Source organism: Kosakonia oryzae (assembly GCF_001658025.2).
Classification (GTDB): Bacteria; Pseudomonadota; Gammaproteobacteria; order Enterobacterales; family Enterobacteriaceae; genus Kosakonia; species Kosakonia oryzae.
Window position 1 is genome coordinate 1 of sequence record NZ_CP014007.2, and the last position, 17309, is coordinate 17309.

The 17309-nt window shown below is 54.3% G+C and carries 14 protein-coding genes; 11 read left to right on the forward strand and 3 right to left on the reverse strand.

The window, feature by feature from the left end; translation table 11 throughout:
* The 6 genes from dnaA to AWR26_RS00030 all read left to right on the forward strand — a co-directional run bounded on the left by dnaA (window position 1) and on the right by AWR26_RS00030 (window position 8543).
* Window positions 1–1398 carry a chromosomal replication initiator protein DnaA gene (gene dnaA, locus AWR26_RS00005; protein ID WP_043956000.1) on the forward strand — a complete coding sequence of 466 codons (1398 nt, stop codon included), beginning with the start codon at window positions 1–3 and terminating at the stop codon, window positions 1396–1398.
* A 4-nt stretch (window positions 1399–1402) separates the two neighbouring features.
* On the forward strand, window positions 1403–2503 hold the full coding sequence (gene dnaN / locus AWR26_RS00010; RefSeq protein WP_007369398.1) for a DNA polymerase III subunit beta: 1101 nt from the start codon (window positions 1403–1405) through the stop codon (window positions 2501–2503).
* Window positions 2504–2648: 145 nt separating this feature from the next.
* Window positions 2649–3722, forward strand: a complete 1074-nt coding sequence (gene recF / locus AWR26_RS00015) for a DNA replication/repair protein RecF (RefSeq protein ID WP_007369399.1) — start codon at window positions 2649–2651, stop codon at window positions 3720–3722.
* A 28-nt stretch (window positions 3723–3750) separates the two neighbouring features.
* Window positions 3751–6165, forward strand: a complete 2415-nt coding sequence (gene gyrB, locus AWR26_RS00020) for a DNA topoisomerase (ATP-hydrolyzing) subunit B (protein ID WP_064562529.1) — start codon at window positions 3751–3753, stop codon at window positions 6163–6165.
* 223 nt (window positions 6166–6388) lie between these two features.
* On the forward strand, window positions 6389–7201 hold the full coding sequence (gene yidA / locus AWR26_RS00025; RefSeq protein WP_064562536.1) for a sugar-phosphatase: 813 nt from the start codon (window positions 6389–6391) through the stop codon (window positions 7199–7201).
* Between the two features lie 115 nt (window positions 7202–7316).
* Complete coding sequence (locus AWR26_RS00030) at window positions 7317–8543, forward strand: DUF3748 domain-containing protein (protein WP_064562538.1); 1227 nt, start codon at window positions 7317–7319, stop codon at window positions 8541–8543.
* A 1-nt stretch (window position 8544) separates the two neighbouring features.
* Here AWR26_RS00030 and AWR26_RS00035 read toward each other — a convergent pair whose 3' ends face one another.
* Window positions 8545–8874 (reverse strand): YceK/YidQ family lipoprotein, encoded by a 330-nt coding sequence (locus AWR26_RS00035; RefSeq protein ID WP_043956006.1) that lies wholly within the window; start codon window positions 8872–8874, stop codon window positions 8545–8547.
* 312 nt (window positions 8875–9186) lie between these two features.
* Here AWR26_RS00035 and ibpA point away from each other — a divergent pair, with 312 nt between their 5' ends.
* Together ibpA and ibpB are read left to right on the forward strand one after the other, a co-directional pair.
* Window positions 9187–9600, forward strand: coding sequence for a small heat shock chaperone IbpA (gene ibpA / locus AWR26_RS00040; RefSeq protein WP_007369404.1), 414 nt, complete (start codon window positions 9187–9189; stop codon window positions 9598–9600).
* Between the two features lie 111 nt (window positions 9601–9711).
* Window positions 9712–10140, forward strand: coding sequence for a small heat shock chaperone IbpB (gene ibpB / locus AWR26_RS00045; RefSeq protein WP_064562540.1), 429 nt, complete (start codon window positions 9712–9714; stop codon window positions 10138–10140).
* A gap of 42 nt (window positions 10141–10182) precedes the next feature.
* Here ibpB and oxlT read toward each other — a convergent pair whose 3' ends face one another.
* Window positions 10183–11445, reverse strand: a complete 1263-nt coding sequence (oxlT, locus tag AWR26_RS00050) for an oxalate/formate MFS antiporter (RefSeq protein WP_064562544.1) — start codon at window positions 11443–11445, stop codon at window positions 10183–10185.
* A 276-nt stretch (window positions 11446–11721) separates the two neighbouring features.
* Between oxlT and AWR26_RS00055 the strand changes: the two genes are divergently transcribed.
* Window positions 11722–13383 carry a putative transporter gene (locus AWR26_RS00055; RefSeq protein ID WP_064562546.1) on the forward strand — a complete coding sequence of 554 codons (1662 nt, stop codon included), beginning with the start codon at window positions 11722–11724 and terminating at the stop codon, window positions 13381–13383.
* Here the strand turns inward: AWR26_RS00055 and AWR26_RS00060 are convergent.
* Window positions 13330–14097 (reverse strand): GntR family transcriptional regulator, encoded by a 768-nt coding sequence (locus AWR26_RS00060; RefSeq protein WP_064562548.1) that lies wholly within the window; start codon window positions 14095–14097, stop codon window positions 13330–13332. The genes AWR26_RS00055 and AWR26_RS00060 overlap by 54 nt on opposite strands.
* A gap of 222 nt (window positions 14098–14319) precedes the next feature.
* On the opposite strand from AWR26_RS00060, the gene AWR26_RS00065 reads away from it, so the two are divergent.
* Window positions 14320–15936 carry an alpha-glucoside-specific PTS transporter subunit IIBC gene (locus AWR26_RS00065; RefSeq protein WP_064568925.1) on the forward strand — a complete coding sequence of 539 codons (1617 nt, stop codon included), beginning with the start codon at window positions 14320–14322 and terminating at the stop codon, window positions 15934–15936.
* The gene (locus tag AWR26_RS00070) at window positions 15933–17255 is read left to right on the forward strand and encodes a 6-phospho-alpha-glucosidase (protein ID WP_064562550.1); all 1323 of its coding nucleotides are present in this window, start codon (window positions 15933–15935) and stop codon (window positions 17253–17255) included. The genes AWR26_RS00065 and AWR26_RS00070 overlap by 4 nt, the downstream gene beginning before the upstream one ends.
* Window positions 17256–17309: the final 54 nt, after the last annotated feature.

A 17309-nucleotide genomic window follows, 5' to 3' on the forward strand; every position in this document is an offset into this window, starting at 1 on the left:
GTGTCACTTTCGCTTTGGCAGCAGTGTCTTGCCCGATTGCAGGATGAGTTACCAGCCACAGAATTTAGTATGTGGATACGCCCATTGCAGGCGGAACTGAGCGATAACACGCTGGCACTGTACGCGCCAAACCGTTTTGTGCTCGATTGGGTAAGAGATAAATATCTTAATAATATCAATGGGCTGCTGAATGAGTTCTGCGGCCCGGATGCCCCACAGCTGCGTTTTGAGGTGGGTTCCCGTCCGGTCAGCCAGTCGCTGAAAGAACCTGCGACAGTCTCTGCGCCCGCTCAGGCGGCGCAGGTCGTCGTTCAGCGCGCAGCGCCAGCGGCGCGTCCAGGCTGGGACAATGTTCCTGCGCCGGCAGAGCCGACCTACCGTTCCAACGTTAATGTGAAACATACCTTTGATAACTTCGTCGAAGGTAAATCCAACCAGCTGGCCCGCGCGGCGGCTCGCCAGGTTGCGGATAACCCCGGCGGCGCCTATAACCCGCTGTTTTTATATGGCGGTACAGGTCTGGGTAAAACGCACCTGCTGCATGCGGTGGGTAACGGCATTGTGGCGCGAAAGCCGAATGCCAAAGTGGTGTATATGCACTCCGAGCGCTTTGTCCAGGACATGGTAAAAGCCCTGCAAAACAATGCGATCGAAGAGTTTAAACGCTACTACCGCTCCGTTGATGCCCTGCTGATTGACGATATTCAATTCTTTGCCAATAAAGAACGATCCCAGGAAGAGTTTTTCCACACCTTTAACGCGCTGCTGGAAGGCAATCAGCAGATCATCCTCACATCGGATCGCTATCCGAAAGAGATCAACGGCGTTGAGGATCGTTTAAAATCCCGCTTTGGCTGGGGTTTAACGGTAGCGATCGAGCCACCGGAACTGGAAACCCGCGTTGCGATCCTGATGAAAAAAGCAGATGAAAACGATATTCGTCTGCCGGGCGAAGTGGCTTTCTTTATTGCCAAGCGCCTACGCTCGAACGTGCGTGAGCTGGAAGGGGCGCTGAACCGCGTGATTGCCAATGCCAATTTCACTGGTCGTGCGATCACCATCGATTTTGTCCGTGAAGCGTTGCGCGATCTGCTGGCGCTACAGGAAAAACTGGTCACCATCGACAATATTCAAAAGACAGTGGCCGAGTACTACAAGATCAAGGTTGCGGATCTTCTCTCGAAGCGTCGATCCCGTTCGGTAGCCCGTCCGCGCCAGATGGCGATGGCGCTGGCAAAGGAGCTGACTAACCATAGCCTGCCGGAAATCGGTGATGCTTTTGGTGGTCGCGACCATACTACCGTGCTGCATGCCTGCCGTAAGATTGAGCAGTTGCGTGAAGAAAGCCATGATATCAAAGAAGATTTTTCCAATTTAATCAGAACATTATCTTCGTGACGCTATGAAATTTACCGTTGAACGTGAACATTTATTAAAGCCGCTGCAACAGGTTAGCGGCCCATTGGGCGGTCGCCCGACGTTGCCTATTCTCGGTAATCTGCTGCTTCAGGTTACTGAAGGCGCACTGTCGCTGACCGGCACCGATCTTGAAATGGAGATGGTAGCGCGCGTTGCGCTGGTTCAGCCGCATGAACAGGGCGCAACCACGGTACCGGCGCGTAAATTCTTCGACATCTGTCGCGGTCTGCCGGAAGGTGCGGAAATCGCCGTGCAGCTGGAAGGCGAGCGTATGCTGATCCGTTCCGGGCGCAGCCGTTTCTCGTTATCCACGCTGCCCGCTGCGGACTTCCCGAATCTGGACGACTGGCAAAGCGAAGTGGAGTTCACGCTGCCGCAGGCCACAATGAAGCGCCTGATCGAAGCGACCCAGTTCTCCATGGCGCATCAGGATGTACGTTACTACTTAAACGGCATGCTGTTTGAAACCGAAGGCGAAGAGCTGCGTACCGTGGCCACTGACGGCCACCGTCTGGCGGTCTGTTCAATGCCGATTGGCGAATCGCTGCCGAACCATTCGGTGATCGTGCCGCGTAAAGGCGTGATTGAGTTGATGCGTATGCTCGATGGTGGCGATACGCCGCTGCGCGTGCAAATTGGCAGCAATAATATCCGTGCGCACGTCGGTGATTTCATCTTTACTTCCAAGCTGGTTGATGGCCGTTTTCCGGATTATCGTCGCGTATTGCCGAAGAACCCGGACAAAACGCTGGAAGCGGGTTGCGATTCGCTCAAGCAGGCGTTTGCCCGTGCGGCGATCCTCTCCAACGAGAAGTTCCGTGGTGTGCGTCTGTATGTCAGTGAGAACCAGATCAAAATCACCGCCAACAACCCGGAGCAGGAAGAAGCCGAAGAGTTTCTCGATGTCACCTACGCTGGCAGCGAAATGGAAATCGGCTTTAACGTCAGCTATGTGCTGGACGTCCTGAATGCGCTGAAATGTGAGAACGTGCGTATTCTGCTGACGGATTCAGTGTCCAGCGTGCAGATTGAAGATGCGGCCAGTCAAAGCGCAGCCTATGTCGTCATGCCAATGCGTCTTTAGTGTTTAAAGGGGCTGGTTTACTTGCCATTTCGCCTCCCGGCAGTGCTCGAAATGCTCACGTACTTCGTGTACGCTCCGCTTTCTGCGCGCTGGCGGTAGACGAACTGGCTGCGACACTCACGCCCCTGGACTGAAGTACTGAACTATGTCTCTGACGCGATTACTGATCAAAGATTTCCGTAACATCGAGAATGCGGATCTCGCGTTATCTCCCGGCTTTAATTTCCTCGTCGGCGCCAACGGCAGCGGTAAAACCAGCGTGCTGGAAGCCATTTACACGCTCGGTCATGGCCGGGCGTTTCGCAGTTTGCAAATCGGCCGCGTGATTCGTCATGAGCAGGAATCGTTTGTTTTACATGGGCGATTGCAGGGCGAAGAGCGCGAAACCTCGATTGGTTTGACCAAAGATAAGCTCGGCGACAGCAAGGTGCGCATTGACGGCACCGACGGTCACAAAGTGGCTGAACTGGCTCTGCTGATGCCGATGCAGCTCATTACCCCTGAGGGGTTTACTTTACTCAATGGCGGCCCCAAATATCGAAGAGCATTCCTTGATTGGGGTTGTTTCCACAATGAGAGCGGTTTTTTTACCGCCTGGAGCAATCTCAAGCGCCTGCTGAAGCAGCGCAACGCCGCATTGCGCCAGGTGAGCCACTATGCGCAGCTTCGTCCGTGGGACAAAGAGCTGATCCCGCTGGCGGAGCAGCTAAGCCGCTGGCGTGCGGAATACAGCGCCGCCATTGCGGAAGATATGGCAGATACCTGCCGCCAGTTTTTACCGGAGTTCTCCCTCACCTTTTCATTTCAGCGCGGGTGGGAAAAGGAGACTGATTACAGTGAGGTGCTGGAGCGCAATTTTGAGCGCGACCGCATGCTGACTTACACCGCTCACGGTCCGCATAAAGCGGATTTCCGCATCAGGGCGGACGGTGCGCCGGTTGAAGATACGCTGTCTCGCGGGCAGTTAAAACTCCTGATGTGCGCGCTGCGTCTGGCGCAGGGTGAGTTTTTAACGCGTGAAAGCGGACGACGCTGTTTATACCTGATAGATGATTTTGCCTCCGAACTTGATGACGAGAAGCGTGGCCTGTTAGCCAGCCGGTTAAAAGCCACGCAGTCACAGGTTTTTGTCAGCGCGATCAGCGCCGAGCACGTAATGGACATGTCGGACAAAAATTCGAAGATGTTCACCGTGGAAAAGGGTAAAATAACGGATTAACCCAAGATTAAATGAGCGAGAAACGTTGATGTCGAATTCTTATGACTCCTCCAGTATCAAAGTCCTGAAAGGGCTGGATGCGGTGCGTAAGCGCCCTGGTATGTATATCGGCGATACGGATGACGGCACCGGTCTGCACCATATGGTATTCGAGGTGGTAGATAACGCTATCGACGAAGCGCTCGCAGGGTACTGTAAAGACATTGTCGTCACTATCCACAGCGATAACTCTGTCTCTGTACAGGATGACGGCCGTGGTATCCCGACCGGTATTCACCCGGAAGAGGGCGTTTCCGCAGCGGAAGTGATCATGACCGTTCTGCACGCAGGCGGTAAGTTCGATGATAACTCCTATAAAGTTTCCGGCGGTCTGCACGGTGTAGGTGTTTCCGTGGTTAACGCTTTGTCGCAGAAACTGGAGCTGGTGATCCAGCGTGACAACAAAGTCCACCGTCAGATTTATGAGCACGGCGTGCCGCAGGCTCCACTGGCGGTCACCGGTGAAACCGAATCGACCGGTACGATGGTGCGTTTCTGGCCAAGCTATGAAACCTTCACCAACGTCACCGAATTCGAATATGAAATTCTGGCGAAACGCCTGCGTGAGTTGTCCTTCCTCAACTCCGGCGTTTCTATTCGTCTGCGCGACAAGCGCGACGGCAAAGAAGACCATTTCCACTATGAAGGTGGCATCAAGGCGTTTGTTGAATATCTCAACAAGAATAAAACGCCGATCCACCCGAACATTTTCTACTTCTCTACCGAAAAAGACGGTATCGGTGTGGAAGTGGCGTTGCAGTGGAACGACGGCTTCCAGGAAAATATCTACTGCTTTACCAACAACATTCCGCAGCGCGACGGCGGTACTCACCTTGCAGGCTTCCGCGCGGCGATGACTCGTACGCTGAATGCCTACATGGATAAAGAAGGCTACAGTAAGAAAGCCAAAGTCAGCGCCACCGGCGACGACGCTCGCGAAGGCCTGATTGCTGTGGTTTCGGTAAAAGTGCCAGACCCGAAATTCTCCTCGCAGACCAAAGACAAACTGGTCTCCTCGGAGGTGAAAACGGCAGTTGAACAGCAGATGAACGAACTGTTGGCTGAGTACCTGCTGGAAAACCCGTCCGACGCAAAAATCGTGGTTGGCAAGATTATTGATGCGGCGCGCGCCCGTGAAGCTGCGCGTAAAGCCCGTGAAATGACCCGCCGTAAAGGCGCGCTGGATCTGGCCGGTCTGCCGGGTAAACTGGCGGATTGCCAGGAGCGTGACCCGGCGCTGTCCGAACTCTACTTAGTGGAAGGGGACTCGGCGGGCGGTTCTGCGAAGCAGGGCCGTAACCGTAAGAACCAGGCGATTCTGCCGCTGAAAGGTAAGATCCTCAACGTTGAGAAAGCACGCTTCGACAAGATGCTCTCTTCGCAGGAAGTGGCGACGCTTATCACCGCGCTGGGCTGCGGTATTGGCCGCGACGAGTACAACCCGGACAAACTGCGCTATCACAGCATCATCATCATGACCGATGCGGATGTCGATGGCTCGCACATCCGTACGCTGCTGTTGACCTTCTTCTACCGTCAGATGCCGGAAATCGTTGAGCGTGGTCACGTCTACATCGCTCAGCCGCCGCTGTACAAAGTGAAGAAAGGCAAACAGGAACAATACATTAAAGATGACGATGCGATGGATCAGTATCAAATCGCCATCGCGCTGGACGGCGCAACGCTACACGCCAACGCCAGCGCGCCAGCTCTGGCCGGAGAGCCGCTGGAAAAACTGGTTGCCGAGTATAACGCAACACAGAAAATGATCGGTCGAATGGAGCGCCGCTTCCCGCGTACACTGCTGAAAGAGCTGGTATATCAGCCGACGCTGACGGAAGCCGATCTTTCCGACGAACAGAAAGTAACCCGTTGGGTGAACGCGCTGGTTACCGAGCTGAATGAGAACGAACAGCACGGCAGCCAGTGGAAGTTTGATGTGCGTGAAAACAGCGCGCTGAGTCACTTCGAGCCGATCATCCGCGTACGTACGCACGGCGTCGATACCGACTATCCGCTGGATCATGAGTTTGTTACCGGTGGCGAATACCGTCGTCTGTGCACGCTGGGTGAAAAACTGCGCGGCCTGATTGAAGAAGACGCCTTTATCGAACGCGGTGAGCGCCGTCAGCCGGTCGCCAGCTTTGAGCAGGCGCTGGACTGGCTGGTGAAAGAGTCCCGTCGCGGTCTCGCTATCCAGCGTTATAAAGGTCTGGGCGAAATGAACCCGGAACAGTTGTGGGAAACCACCATGGATCCGGAAAGCCGTCGCATGCTGCGCGTCACTGTGAAAGATGCTATCGCGGCTGACCAGCTGTTCACTACGCTGATGGGCGATGCCGTTGAGCCGCGTCGCGCGTTTATCGAAGAGAACGCCCTGAAAGCGGCAAATATCGATATTTAACGGCTCGCGGGCCAAATTATAGGCCGGGTAAACGCAGATCCAGCCGGCGACAAGCGCCTGATGGCGCTGTGCTTATCAGGCCTGGAGGCTAAATCCTCCGTTTTATCGCGCAAAAGGGGAATCCCGGTTCCCCTTTCTATCCCCCTTTTAACCCCGTTGCGCTGCTGTTTTTTGAGCGGAATCGCGTTAGCATGGGTCCTGAAAAATCTCATCAGGGGATCTCATGGCTATAAAACTTATTGCAATCGATATGGACGGCACGCTGCTGCTGCCCGATCACACCATCTCTCCCGCTGTTAAAAATGCTATCGCCGCTGCGCGCGAGCGCGGTATTAACGTGGTGCTGACCACGGGCCGACCGTATGCAGGCGTTCACAGCTACATGAAAGAGCTGCATATGGAGCGGGAAGGTGATTATTGCATCACTTACAACGGTGCTTTGGTACAGAACGCCAGCGACGGCAGTACGGTGGCGCAAACGACGTTGAGCTATGATGATTACCGCTATCTGGAGAAACTCTCCCGCGAAGTCGGTTCCCATTTCCACGCCCTTGATCGCAATACGCTTTACACCGCAAACCGGGACATTAGCTACTACACGGTGCACGAATCTTACGTGGCAACGATTCCGCTGGTGTTCTGCGAGGCGGAAAAGATGGATCCCGCAACGCAGTTCCTCAAAGTGATGATGATTGATGATCCCGTTATTCTCGATCAGGCTATTGCCCGCATCCCGCAGGAAGTGAAAGAGAAGTATACCGTGCTGAAAAGTGCGCCGTACTTCCTCGAAATTCTGGATAAACGCGTCAATAAAGGCACCGGTGTGAAATCCCTTGCCGAGGCGCTGAATATCAAGCAGGACGAGATCATGGCGATTGGCGATCAGGAAAATGACATCGCAATGATCGAATATGCCGGCATGGGTGTGGCGATGGATAACGCCATTCCATCTGTGAAAGAAATCGCGAACTTTGTCACCAAATCCAACCTTGAAGACGGCGTTGCTTACGCCATCGAGAAATTTGCCCTGAACTAAGCGATTCTCGCAGGCAGGAGCGCATTGCTCTTGCCTGTAGCCTTCCGAATCGTAGTCATTTTCCCACGGATCCATTACTCTGAAGCGCTTACTCCGCTTCCGGGTCTATCCGCTAATGAAACAACTCACCTTCGCTGCGCGTCACCATCAACTGACCAATATTCATAGCTGGACACCAGACAGCCAGTGGCTGGTTTTCGATGTTCGCCCTTCCGGTGCATCGTTTACCGGGAAAACCATTGAGCGTGTCAATGTGCACAGCGGTGAGGTTGAAGTGCTGTATACCGCAAGGGACGGCGCGCATGTCGGCGTGGTGACGGTCAGCCCACAAGCGGAAAAATATGTTTTTATCCATGGCCCGGAAAACCCTGACGACAACTGGCAGTATGATTTTCACCATCGCCGGGGCGTTATTACGGAAAAGGGAGTGACGCGGAATCTGGATGCGCTGGATATCACCGCGCCTTACACGCCGGGCGCATTGCGCGGCGGTACGCACGTGCATGTGTTCAGCCCGAACGGTGAAAACGTCAGCTTTACCTATAACGACCACGTTATGCATGCGCTTTCTCCGGCAAAAGATCTACGTAACGTCGGCGTTGCGGTGCCGTTTGGTCCGGTAACGCCGCCCTGCACCCATCCGCGTGAATATGGCGGCAGCCATTGGTGCGTACTGATCAGTCGTACAACATCCACGCCCGTGCCGGGCAGCAACGATATTAATCGTGCTTACGAAGAGGGATGGGTTGGCAATGACAGGCTGGCGTTCATTGGCGATACGCTTTCGGCTGGTGGTGAAAAAGTGCCGGAGTTGTTTATCGTTGCGCTGCCTGGCGATGAACAAGGCTGGAAAACCGCAGGTGATGCGCCGTTGGCAGGCAGCGAACAAACCCTGCCTGCGCCGCCAAAAGGCGTGGTGCAAAAACGTCTGACATTCACGCACCAACGCCGTTATCCTGGCTTAGTGAACGTGCCGCGCCACTGGGTACGCAGCAATTCGCAGGCCACACAGATTGCATTTCTGATGCGTGATGAGCGCGGTATCGTGCAGTTGTGGTTGATAAGCCCGGACGGCGGTGAACCGCGCCAGTTAACCTTTACCGCCAGCGGTATCCAGTCGGCATTTAACTGGCATCCCTCTGGCAGTGCGCTGGGATTTGTACTGGAAAACCGCATTGCGCTATGCGATGCCGGGAGCGGCAACATCACCTTTTTGACATCCGATCACGCAAATCCGCCTTCTGCCGATGCCGTGGTGTTTTCACCGGACGGGAAGCTGATCGCCTGGATGGAAGAGGTGGAGGGTTTCCGCCAACTTTGGATGACAGAAACCGGACTATAAATCAGGGAGCCGGCATGGGCGCTGGCGGGATCACTGAGTTGGTTGCCAGGTTTGCCTGTTCGCTCTTTTCAACCCGCGATTTGATGGAATCATCCTTGCGGAAGAGATCCCACGGCAGCAGTAAGGTATCCATGACGGCGGTAAAAGGCATATCCAGCACCACCAGCGATTTGGTGCCAATACCAGTATCATCATCGGAAAGCATGGCCGAACTGGCGCGCGTTCCAGGATAAACCCCTTCTTTGCCGCCCGTATGCGACATGACGCTTGAGCAACCTGACAACATCATTCCGTAGAGCAAAACAGAAACTATAAGCGTTGTTTTCATCATCGATTAATCATCGTTGTTTGTCGTTTGAATGCTACTCAGGCGGTTATAGCCTCCCTTTTGGGAAAGAGATAGCATTCGGGTTCCGCTCTGTGGCGGTACTCGCACTTTGTCCTTTTGTGCTGTGATCCCAGTCTATGCATTGCGCCAGAAAGTGCAAAAAAAAGTCGGTGTTCTGCCCTTGAAATCTGACCCGTCAGCCCTATTTTAGGAATGTAACCACAAAAACACGCCGGAAGGGTGCTAGGTTACGGTAACGGCCTGTCCCTTGTGGAAGGCATGGAAAAATCTCGCTGATTTCAGGAGCTTTTAAGTATGCGTAATTTCGATCTCTCCCCGCTTTATCGTTCAGCTATTGGTTTTGACCGCCTGTTTAATCTGCTGGAAAACAACCAGAACCAGAGCAATGGCGGTTACCCTCCGTACAACGTTGAATTAGTGGATGAAAACCACTACCGCATCGCCATTGCTGTGGCCGGTTTCGCTGAGAGCGAACTGGAAATCACCGCGCAGGACAACCTGCTGGTGGTGAAAGGCTCCCACAGTGACGAGCAAAAAGAGCGTACTTACCTCTATCAGGGCATTGCCGAGCGCAACTTCGAACGCAAATTCCAGCTGGCGGAAAATATTCACGTCAATGGCGCCAACCTGGTGAACGGCCTGCTCTATATCGATCTGGAACGCGTGATCCCGGAAGAGAAAAAACCGCGTCGCATCGAAATTAACTAATTGTTCCGGGTCGCCATTGGCGGCCTGGTCCCGACATGCTCGCCGACAGGGGGCATATGTGAGCCATTGTGCTCGCAGGTACTCACTCGCTTCTTAGAAGGAGAAACACTCATGCGTAACTATGATTTATCCCCGATTCTTCGTCAGTGGATTGGCTTCGACAAACTGGCTAACGCCCTGCAAAGCACCGCTGAACAACAGTCTTTCCCTCCTTACAACATTGAGAAAGGCGACGATAACCACTACCGCATCACCCTTGCGCTGGCCGGTTTCCGCCAGGAAGAGCTGGATATTCAGCTGGAAAATAACCGCCTGACCATTAAAGGCACGCCGGAAAAACCGGCCAACGAGCCAAAATGGTTACATCAGGGGCTGGTGATACAGCCGTTCAGCCTGAGCTTTACGCTGGCCGACTTTATGGAAGTTTCCGGCGCGACCTTTACCAACGGTTTGTTGCATATCGATCTGCTGCGGAACGTGCCGGAAAGCGCAGCGCCGCAACGCATTGCCATCAGCAATCGCCCTGCGTTAAATAGCTAACGGCTACAGAACAAAAGGCTCCGCATGCGGAGCCTTTATTGTTTATGCGCGAACGCGCTGCAAAAAACGCTGCCGCCAGGGTTTGAGCACGAAAAAGGCCAACAGCGCGCAGAGAATATCAAGCGTGATGGCGCAGCCAAACACCAGATTCCAGCTTCCCGTTTGTTGATACATCAGCGCCGCCAGCGGTCCGCCAAAGATGGAACCAATCCCCTGCGAAATATAGAGCCAGCCGTAGTTCGTCGTTGCATGCTGCGTACCGAAGGTATCGGTGAGCGTGGCAGGGAAAAGTGAAAAAATCTCGCCCCAGCCGAAAAAAACCACCCCGGAGAGCAGAACAAACAGCAGCGGATCGTCTTTGCACAACAACCACAGCGCCATCGCGCAGCCTTCCAGACCAAAAGCGATAAACATCATATTTTCGCGACCGATGCGGTCAGAAATATAACCGCACACCGGGCGCGTCAGCCCGTTCATAAAGCGGTCGATGGTCATCGCCAGCGGCAGCGCTGCCACGCCCATTACGGTCACCGCGGTAATACCAAAATCTTCGGCGAAAATCGCCATCTGTGACGTGACCATCAGGCCGGATGTGGACATCATGGTCATCATGACAAACATCAGCCAGAACAGCGGTTTGCGTAGCATCTCGCCAGGGGAAAAACTCTTATCACTCATCGCCAGGCTGCTATTGATCTCCTGGGTGTTGAGCGTCTGCGGCGCGCGTAGCCCCTGGCTGGCGATAAAACCAATGACCGCCATTACCAGCCCGAACTGCCAGAGCGTGTTTTCCAGCCCTTTCGCGGCCAGCGATTGTGTGACCGGAAAAGTGGTCAGAATCGCGCCCATGCCGTAGCCCGCCGCCACCATCCCTGTGGCAAATCCGCGTTTTTCCGGGAACCAGCGCACCATCAGACCCACCACACCGATGTACACAATCCCGGTGCCAAGGCCGCCCAGCACACCGTAATAGAGATAAAGTTCGCCCAGGCTGCTGACGGTTGAGGTCAGCATCCAGCTTACGCCGCTCAGCACAGTACCAACGGCAATCAATCTGCGCGGGCCAAACTTATCGATTAAACGCCCCTGAAAAGGCGAGAAGAAGGTTTGCAAAATGATCAGCAGGGAAAAAGTGAGCTGAATTTCCGCCAGCGGAACGTTCAGCTTTGCCATAAAGGGTCGCGTAAACAGCGCCCAGACATATTGCGGGCTGGAGATGGAGATCATACACAGCAAACCCAGAGCTAACTGGCTCCACTTTTTCTGGCTGGTAACCACTACGTGAGTCAGTGTTGTATTTGTCATGTCGCCCCCTGTTTTTAACAAAAGTGGGCTATTGCATTAACTATGCCATAACCTTTTGTTGTCTCTGACATTCCCGGAATGCTTAGCAGGCGCACGGTTTTTTCCGCCTGTGTCGTCACAAGGGGGGCTTTTGTTCAGGGCAATCGTTTTCTGCTGGTGCAATCTGCGCCACATTCTGAAGCAAAGAAATCCCATACACTTTATAGGGTGTAACCTATACAGCTATTACGTGTTCTGCCAAACTTCCTTGCAGTCATCATGTACAGGGAAAAGATCATGAGTGATATTGCGTTAACGGTAAGCGTACTGGCGCTGGTAGCCGTTGTCGGGTTGTGGATCGGCAACGTGAAGATACGCGGCGTGGGTTTTGGTATTGGTGGTGTGCTGTTTGGAGGGATAATTGTCGGCCACCTTATAGATAAATTGGGTATCGCTATAAGCGGTCAGATACTGCTTTTTGTGCAGGAATTTGGCCTGATCCTGTTTGTTTATACCATCGGCATCCAGGTGGGACCGGGGTTCTTCGCTTCTTTACGCGTTTCTGGCCTGCGCCTGAATCTGTTCGCTGTTTTAATCGTTGTTCTCGGTGGTCTTGTCACCACCATTCTGTATAAACTTTTTGCCATTCCGCTGCCGGTGGTGCTGGGGATTTTTTCCGGTGCGGTCACCAATACGCCAGCGCTTGGCGCAGGGCAGCAAATCCTGCGTGATTTAGGCATTCCTGGCCCGCTGCTCGACCAGATGGGGATGAGCTACGCCATGGCATATCCGTTTGGTATTTGCGGCATTTTGTTCAGTATGTGGCTGTTGCGCGTGTTATTTCGCGTTAATGTCGATGAAGAGGCGCGACAGCACGACGCAACACTCAGCCATGGCACTTCACTGATCCGCACCATCAATATCCGCGTGGAAAATCCGAATCTCAATAATATGGCGATTCAGGATGTCCCCATTCTCAATAGCGACAAAATCATCTGCTCGCGTCTCAAACGGAATGATTTACTGATGGTGCCCTCGCCGGGCACGCTGATTCAGTCCGGCGATTTGTTGCATCTGGTAGGGCTTCCGAAGGATTTACATAACGCGCAGTTGGTGATCGGCAAAGAAGTTGATACCTCTTTGTCGACGCGCGGCACAGATTTGCGCGTCGAACGCGTGGTGGTGACCAACGAAAAAGTTCTGGGAAAAAAAATCCGCGATCTGCGCTTCAAGGAGCGCTACGACGTCGTGATTTCCCGCCTGAACCGCGCTGGTGTGGAGCTGGTTGCCAGCAGCGACGCCAGCCTGCAATTCGGCGATATCCTTAATCTTGTCGGGCGTCCGACGGCAATCGAAGCGGTGACTAACGAGGTCGGCAATGCGCAGCACAAGTTGCAGCAGGTACAAATGCTGCCGGTGTTTATTGGCATTGGGCTTGGTGTTCTGCTGGGATCGCTGCCGTTGTATATACCAGGGTTTCCGGCAGCGCTGAAGCTGGGGCTCGCGGGCGGACCGCTGATTATGGCGCTGATCCTTGGGCGAATTGGTACGATCGGCAAGCTGTACTGGTTTATGCCGCCCAGTGCGAACCTGGCACTGCGTGAGCTGGGAATTGTGTTGTTCCTGTCGGTGGTGGGGCTGAAATCCGGCGGTGACTTTATCGCCACGCTGACCCAGGGCGATGGAGTGAAATGGATGTGTTATGGCATCTTTATCACCGCAATTCCGCTGATCACCGTCGGTTTGCTGGCGCGAATGCTGGCGAAGATGAACTATCTGACCCTCTGCGGCATGTTGGCCGGGTCGATGACCGATCCGCCAGCGCTGGCGTTTGCCAACGGCCTGCATGCCACCAGCGGCGCGGCGGCACTCTCGTATGCGACGGTTTATCCGCTGGTGATGTTTTTACGTATTATCACCCCACAACTTCTGGCCGTACTGTTCTGGGGGATGGGTTAATAGCGTGTCGGTATGAATACGGCGCAGATGGTAATCCACCTGATACTCGCTGGTGTTGCGGAACATCACTGAGTAGTTAAGAAATTCGCCGCTGTCGCTGTAGGAGAGTGAAGTAATACGCAGCAGCGGCGTTTGTTCCGCCACGTTCAGCAAGCTGGCCACCTGTTTATCGGCCAGCACCGGTGTCAGGCTCTCGTAGTTACCACTGATGGTGATGCCGCATTCCTTCTCGATATAATCGAATTTCGACCCCTCCAGATGCCCCAATGACAGCGAACGGAACAGCTTCACCGGCATATAGCTGTCTTCCAGCATCAGCGGTTTTCCCTCCACGTAACGAACCCGCCGCGAGAAGTAGATCCGTTCGTTAATGTGTATGCGCAACTGGCTGGCAATGGCTGGCGGAGCGGGCATCACTTCGAACTGCAAAACCTGACTCTGTACCTCTTTGCCCTGTCGGCGCAGCACTTCTACCAGCCCGGTCAGATTGGTGGTTTCATGATGAACATCTTTGCGTGCGACAAATGTCCCGCTGCCGTGACGGCGAACCACTAATCCCCAACCCACCAGCAGATCAACCGCCTTGCGAATCGTCATTCGCGCCACGCCAAACTCCAGCGCCAGCGCCTTTTCGCCCGGTAACGGGCTGCCGATATTGTAATCCGATGAATTGAGCCGCAGGCGTAATCGCTCGGCGATAGATTTGTAGATCACCTGTAGACCTCTCTGCCCCCGTCAGCGGGAGCATTGCCTCTGAATATGTCCATGTTTTTCCTGAAAAGTAGACCTGAGCGCATGAAATAAAACCATGAAAGCGATCACGAATCGCAGCGGCGCGCCATGTTGGCGCGGCGGCGGCTTCTTATGCTGCTCACAGGCCCACAAAAAACCTACAAGGCCTCTACCCCCTACAAGTTGTTACATGAGGATTCTATGATGCTCAGTCAAATACAACGTTTCGGCGGTGCCATGTTCACACCGGTACTGCTCTTCCCGTTTGCCGGTATGGTGGTGGGTATTGCCATCATGCTGGGTAATCCCCTGTTTGTCGGCGCAACCTTAACCGCACCCGACAATCTGTTTGCGCAATGTGTCCATATCATTGAAGAGGGCGGTTGGGCGGTGTTTCGCAATATGCCGCTCATTTTCGCCGTCGGTTTACCTATTGGTCTGGCAAAACAGGCGCAAGGGCGAGCTTGCCTGGCGGTGCTGATCAGTTTTCTGACCTGGAATTACTTCATTAACGCCATGGGAATGACCTGGGGTCACTTTTTTGGCGTCGATTTCAGCATTGAACCCACGGCGGGCAGCGGTCTTGCGCTGATTGCCGGGATCAAAACCCTCGACACCAGCATTATCGGGGCGATTGCGATTTCCGGCATTGTCACCGCCATCCATAACCGCTTTTTCGACAAACCGCTGCCCGTCTTTCTTGGCATCTTCCAGGGCACCTCGTTTGTGGTAATTATCGCCTTCCTGGTGATGATCCCCTGCGCCTGGCTGACGCTGTTGGGCTGGCCGAAAGTGCAGCTTGGCATTGAATCATTGCAGGCTTTTCTGCGCTCTGCTGGGGCGCTGGGCGTGTGGATTTACACTTTCCTGGAACGCATCCTGATCCCGACCGGGCTGCACCACTTTGTCTACGGTCCCTTTATCTTCGGCCCGGCGGCGGTGGAAGGCGGTATTCAGATGTACTGGGCGCAACATCTACAGGCATTCAGCCAGAGCACCGAGCCGCTGAAAGTCCTGTTCCCGGAAGGTGGCTTTGCACTGCACGGTAACGCGAAAGTGTTTGGTTCCATCGGTATCGCGCTGGCGATGTGGTATACCGCCGCGCCGGAAAACCGCGTCAAAGTCGCGGGTCTGCTGATCCCTGCAACGCTGACGGCCATACTGGTGGGTATCACCGAACCGCTGGAATTCACCTTCCTGTTTATCTCCCCGCTGCTGTTTGCCGTTCACGCTGTACTGGCAGCGACGATGGCGACGGTAATGTATAGCTTCGGCGTGGTGGGCAATATGGGCGGCGGGCTGCTCGACCAGTTCCTGCCGCAAAACTGGATCCCAATGTTCCATAACCATGCCGCGACGGTTTTCACCCAGATTGCTATCGGCCTCTGTTTTACCGCGCTCTATTTCGTCGTTTTCCGCACGCTGATCACTGTCTTAAACCTGAAAACGCCCGGCCGGGAAGAGAGTGAAATCAAACTCTATAGCAAGGCCGATTACAAAGCGGCGCACGGACAAACCACGGCGGCAGCGAAAGACTCGCTGGGCCAGGCCGCCGGATTTTTGCAGGCGCTGGGCGGTGCAGCAAACATCGAAAGCGTCAACAACTGCGCGACGCGGCTGCGCATCACGCTGGTCGATACGGCGAAAACCCAAAGCGACGACGTCTTTAAAGCGCTGGGCGCGCACGGTGTCGTGCGACGCGGCAACGCCATCCAGGTGATTGTCGGCCTGCATGTTCCCCTGCTGCGCGACCAGCTTGAATCCCTGATGAAAACCCCTTTGACCAATGAACCATCCACCATGACGGAGGCAGTATCATGAAACAGTTTTCAGTGGTTATCGCCGGCGGCGGTAGCACCTTTACTCCCGGTATCGTTTTGATGTTGCTGGCTAACCGCGATCGCTTCCCGCTGCGGGCGCTGAAATTCTATGACAACGATGGCGCGCGCCAGGAAACCATCGCCGAAGCCTGCAAAATTATCCTGCAGGAGCAGGCACCGGAGATTGAATTCAGCTACACCACCGACCCGCAAAAAGCCTTTACCGACGTCGATTTTGTGATGGCGCATATCCGCGTCGGCAAATACCCGATGCGTGAAAAAGATGAAAAAATCCCGCTGCGCCACGGTGTATTAGGCCAGGAAACCTGCGGGCCTGGCGGTATTGCCTACGGTATGCGTTCTATCGGCGGCGTGCTGGAGCTGGTTGATTATATGGAAAAATATTCGCCCAATGCGTGGATGCTTAACTACTCCAACCCGGCAGCAATCGTCGCAGAAGCCACGCGTCGCCTGCGCCCGCAGGCCAAAATTCTTAACATCTGCGATATGCCTATCGGCATTGAAGGACGGATGGCGCAAATCGTCGGTCTGAAAGACCGCAAAGAGATGCGGGTACGCTACTACGGGCTTAACCACTTCGGCTGGTGGACATCGATTGAAGATCTGAACGGTAACGATCTAATGCCGAAATTGCGCGAATATGTGGCGAAACACGGCTATGTTCCGCCTGCGGATAACGCGCACACTGAAGCAAGCTGGAACGATACGTTCGCCAAAGCGAAAGATGTGCAGGCGCTCGACCCGGATACCATGCCAAACACTTATCTGAAGTATTATTTATTCCCGGATTACGTGGTTGCTCACAGTAACCCGGAACGTACGCGCGCCAATGAGGTGATGGATCATCGTGAGAAGCAGGTGTTTGGCGCCTGCCAGGCGATTATTGCCGCCGGGAAATCTTCCGCCGGTGAACTGGAAATCGACGAACATGCTTCTTACATCGTCGATCTGGCTACCGCCATCGCCTTTAACACCCAGGCCCGCATGCTGCTGATCGTGCCGAACAATGGCGCTATTCATAATTTTGATGCCGATGCGATGGTAGAAATTCCTTGTCTGGTGGGGAAAAACGGCCCGGAACCGCTGACGGTCGGTGATATTCCGCATTTCCAGAAAGGGTTGATGAGCCAGCAAGTGGCGGTGGAAAAACTGGTGGTCGATGCCTGGGAACAGCGCTCCTACCAGAAGTTGTGGCAGGCGATTACGCTGTCGAAAACTGTGCCCAGCGCGACGGTGGCGAAAGCGATTCTCGACGATCTGCTGGAAGCGAACAAAGCGTACTGGCCGCCGCTGCATTAATTCTCCTGTCCGGCACCTTCAGGGTGCCGGCTTTCCATTGCGTGAAAGAGTCGA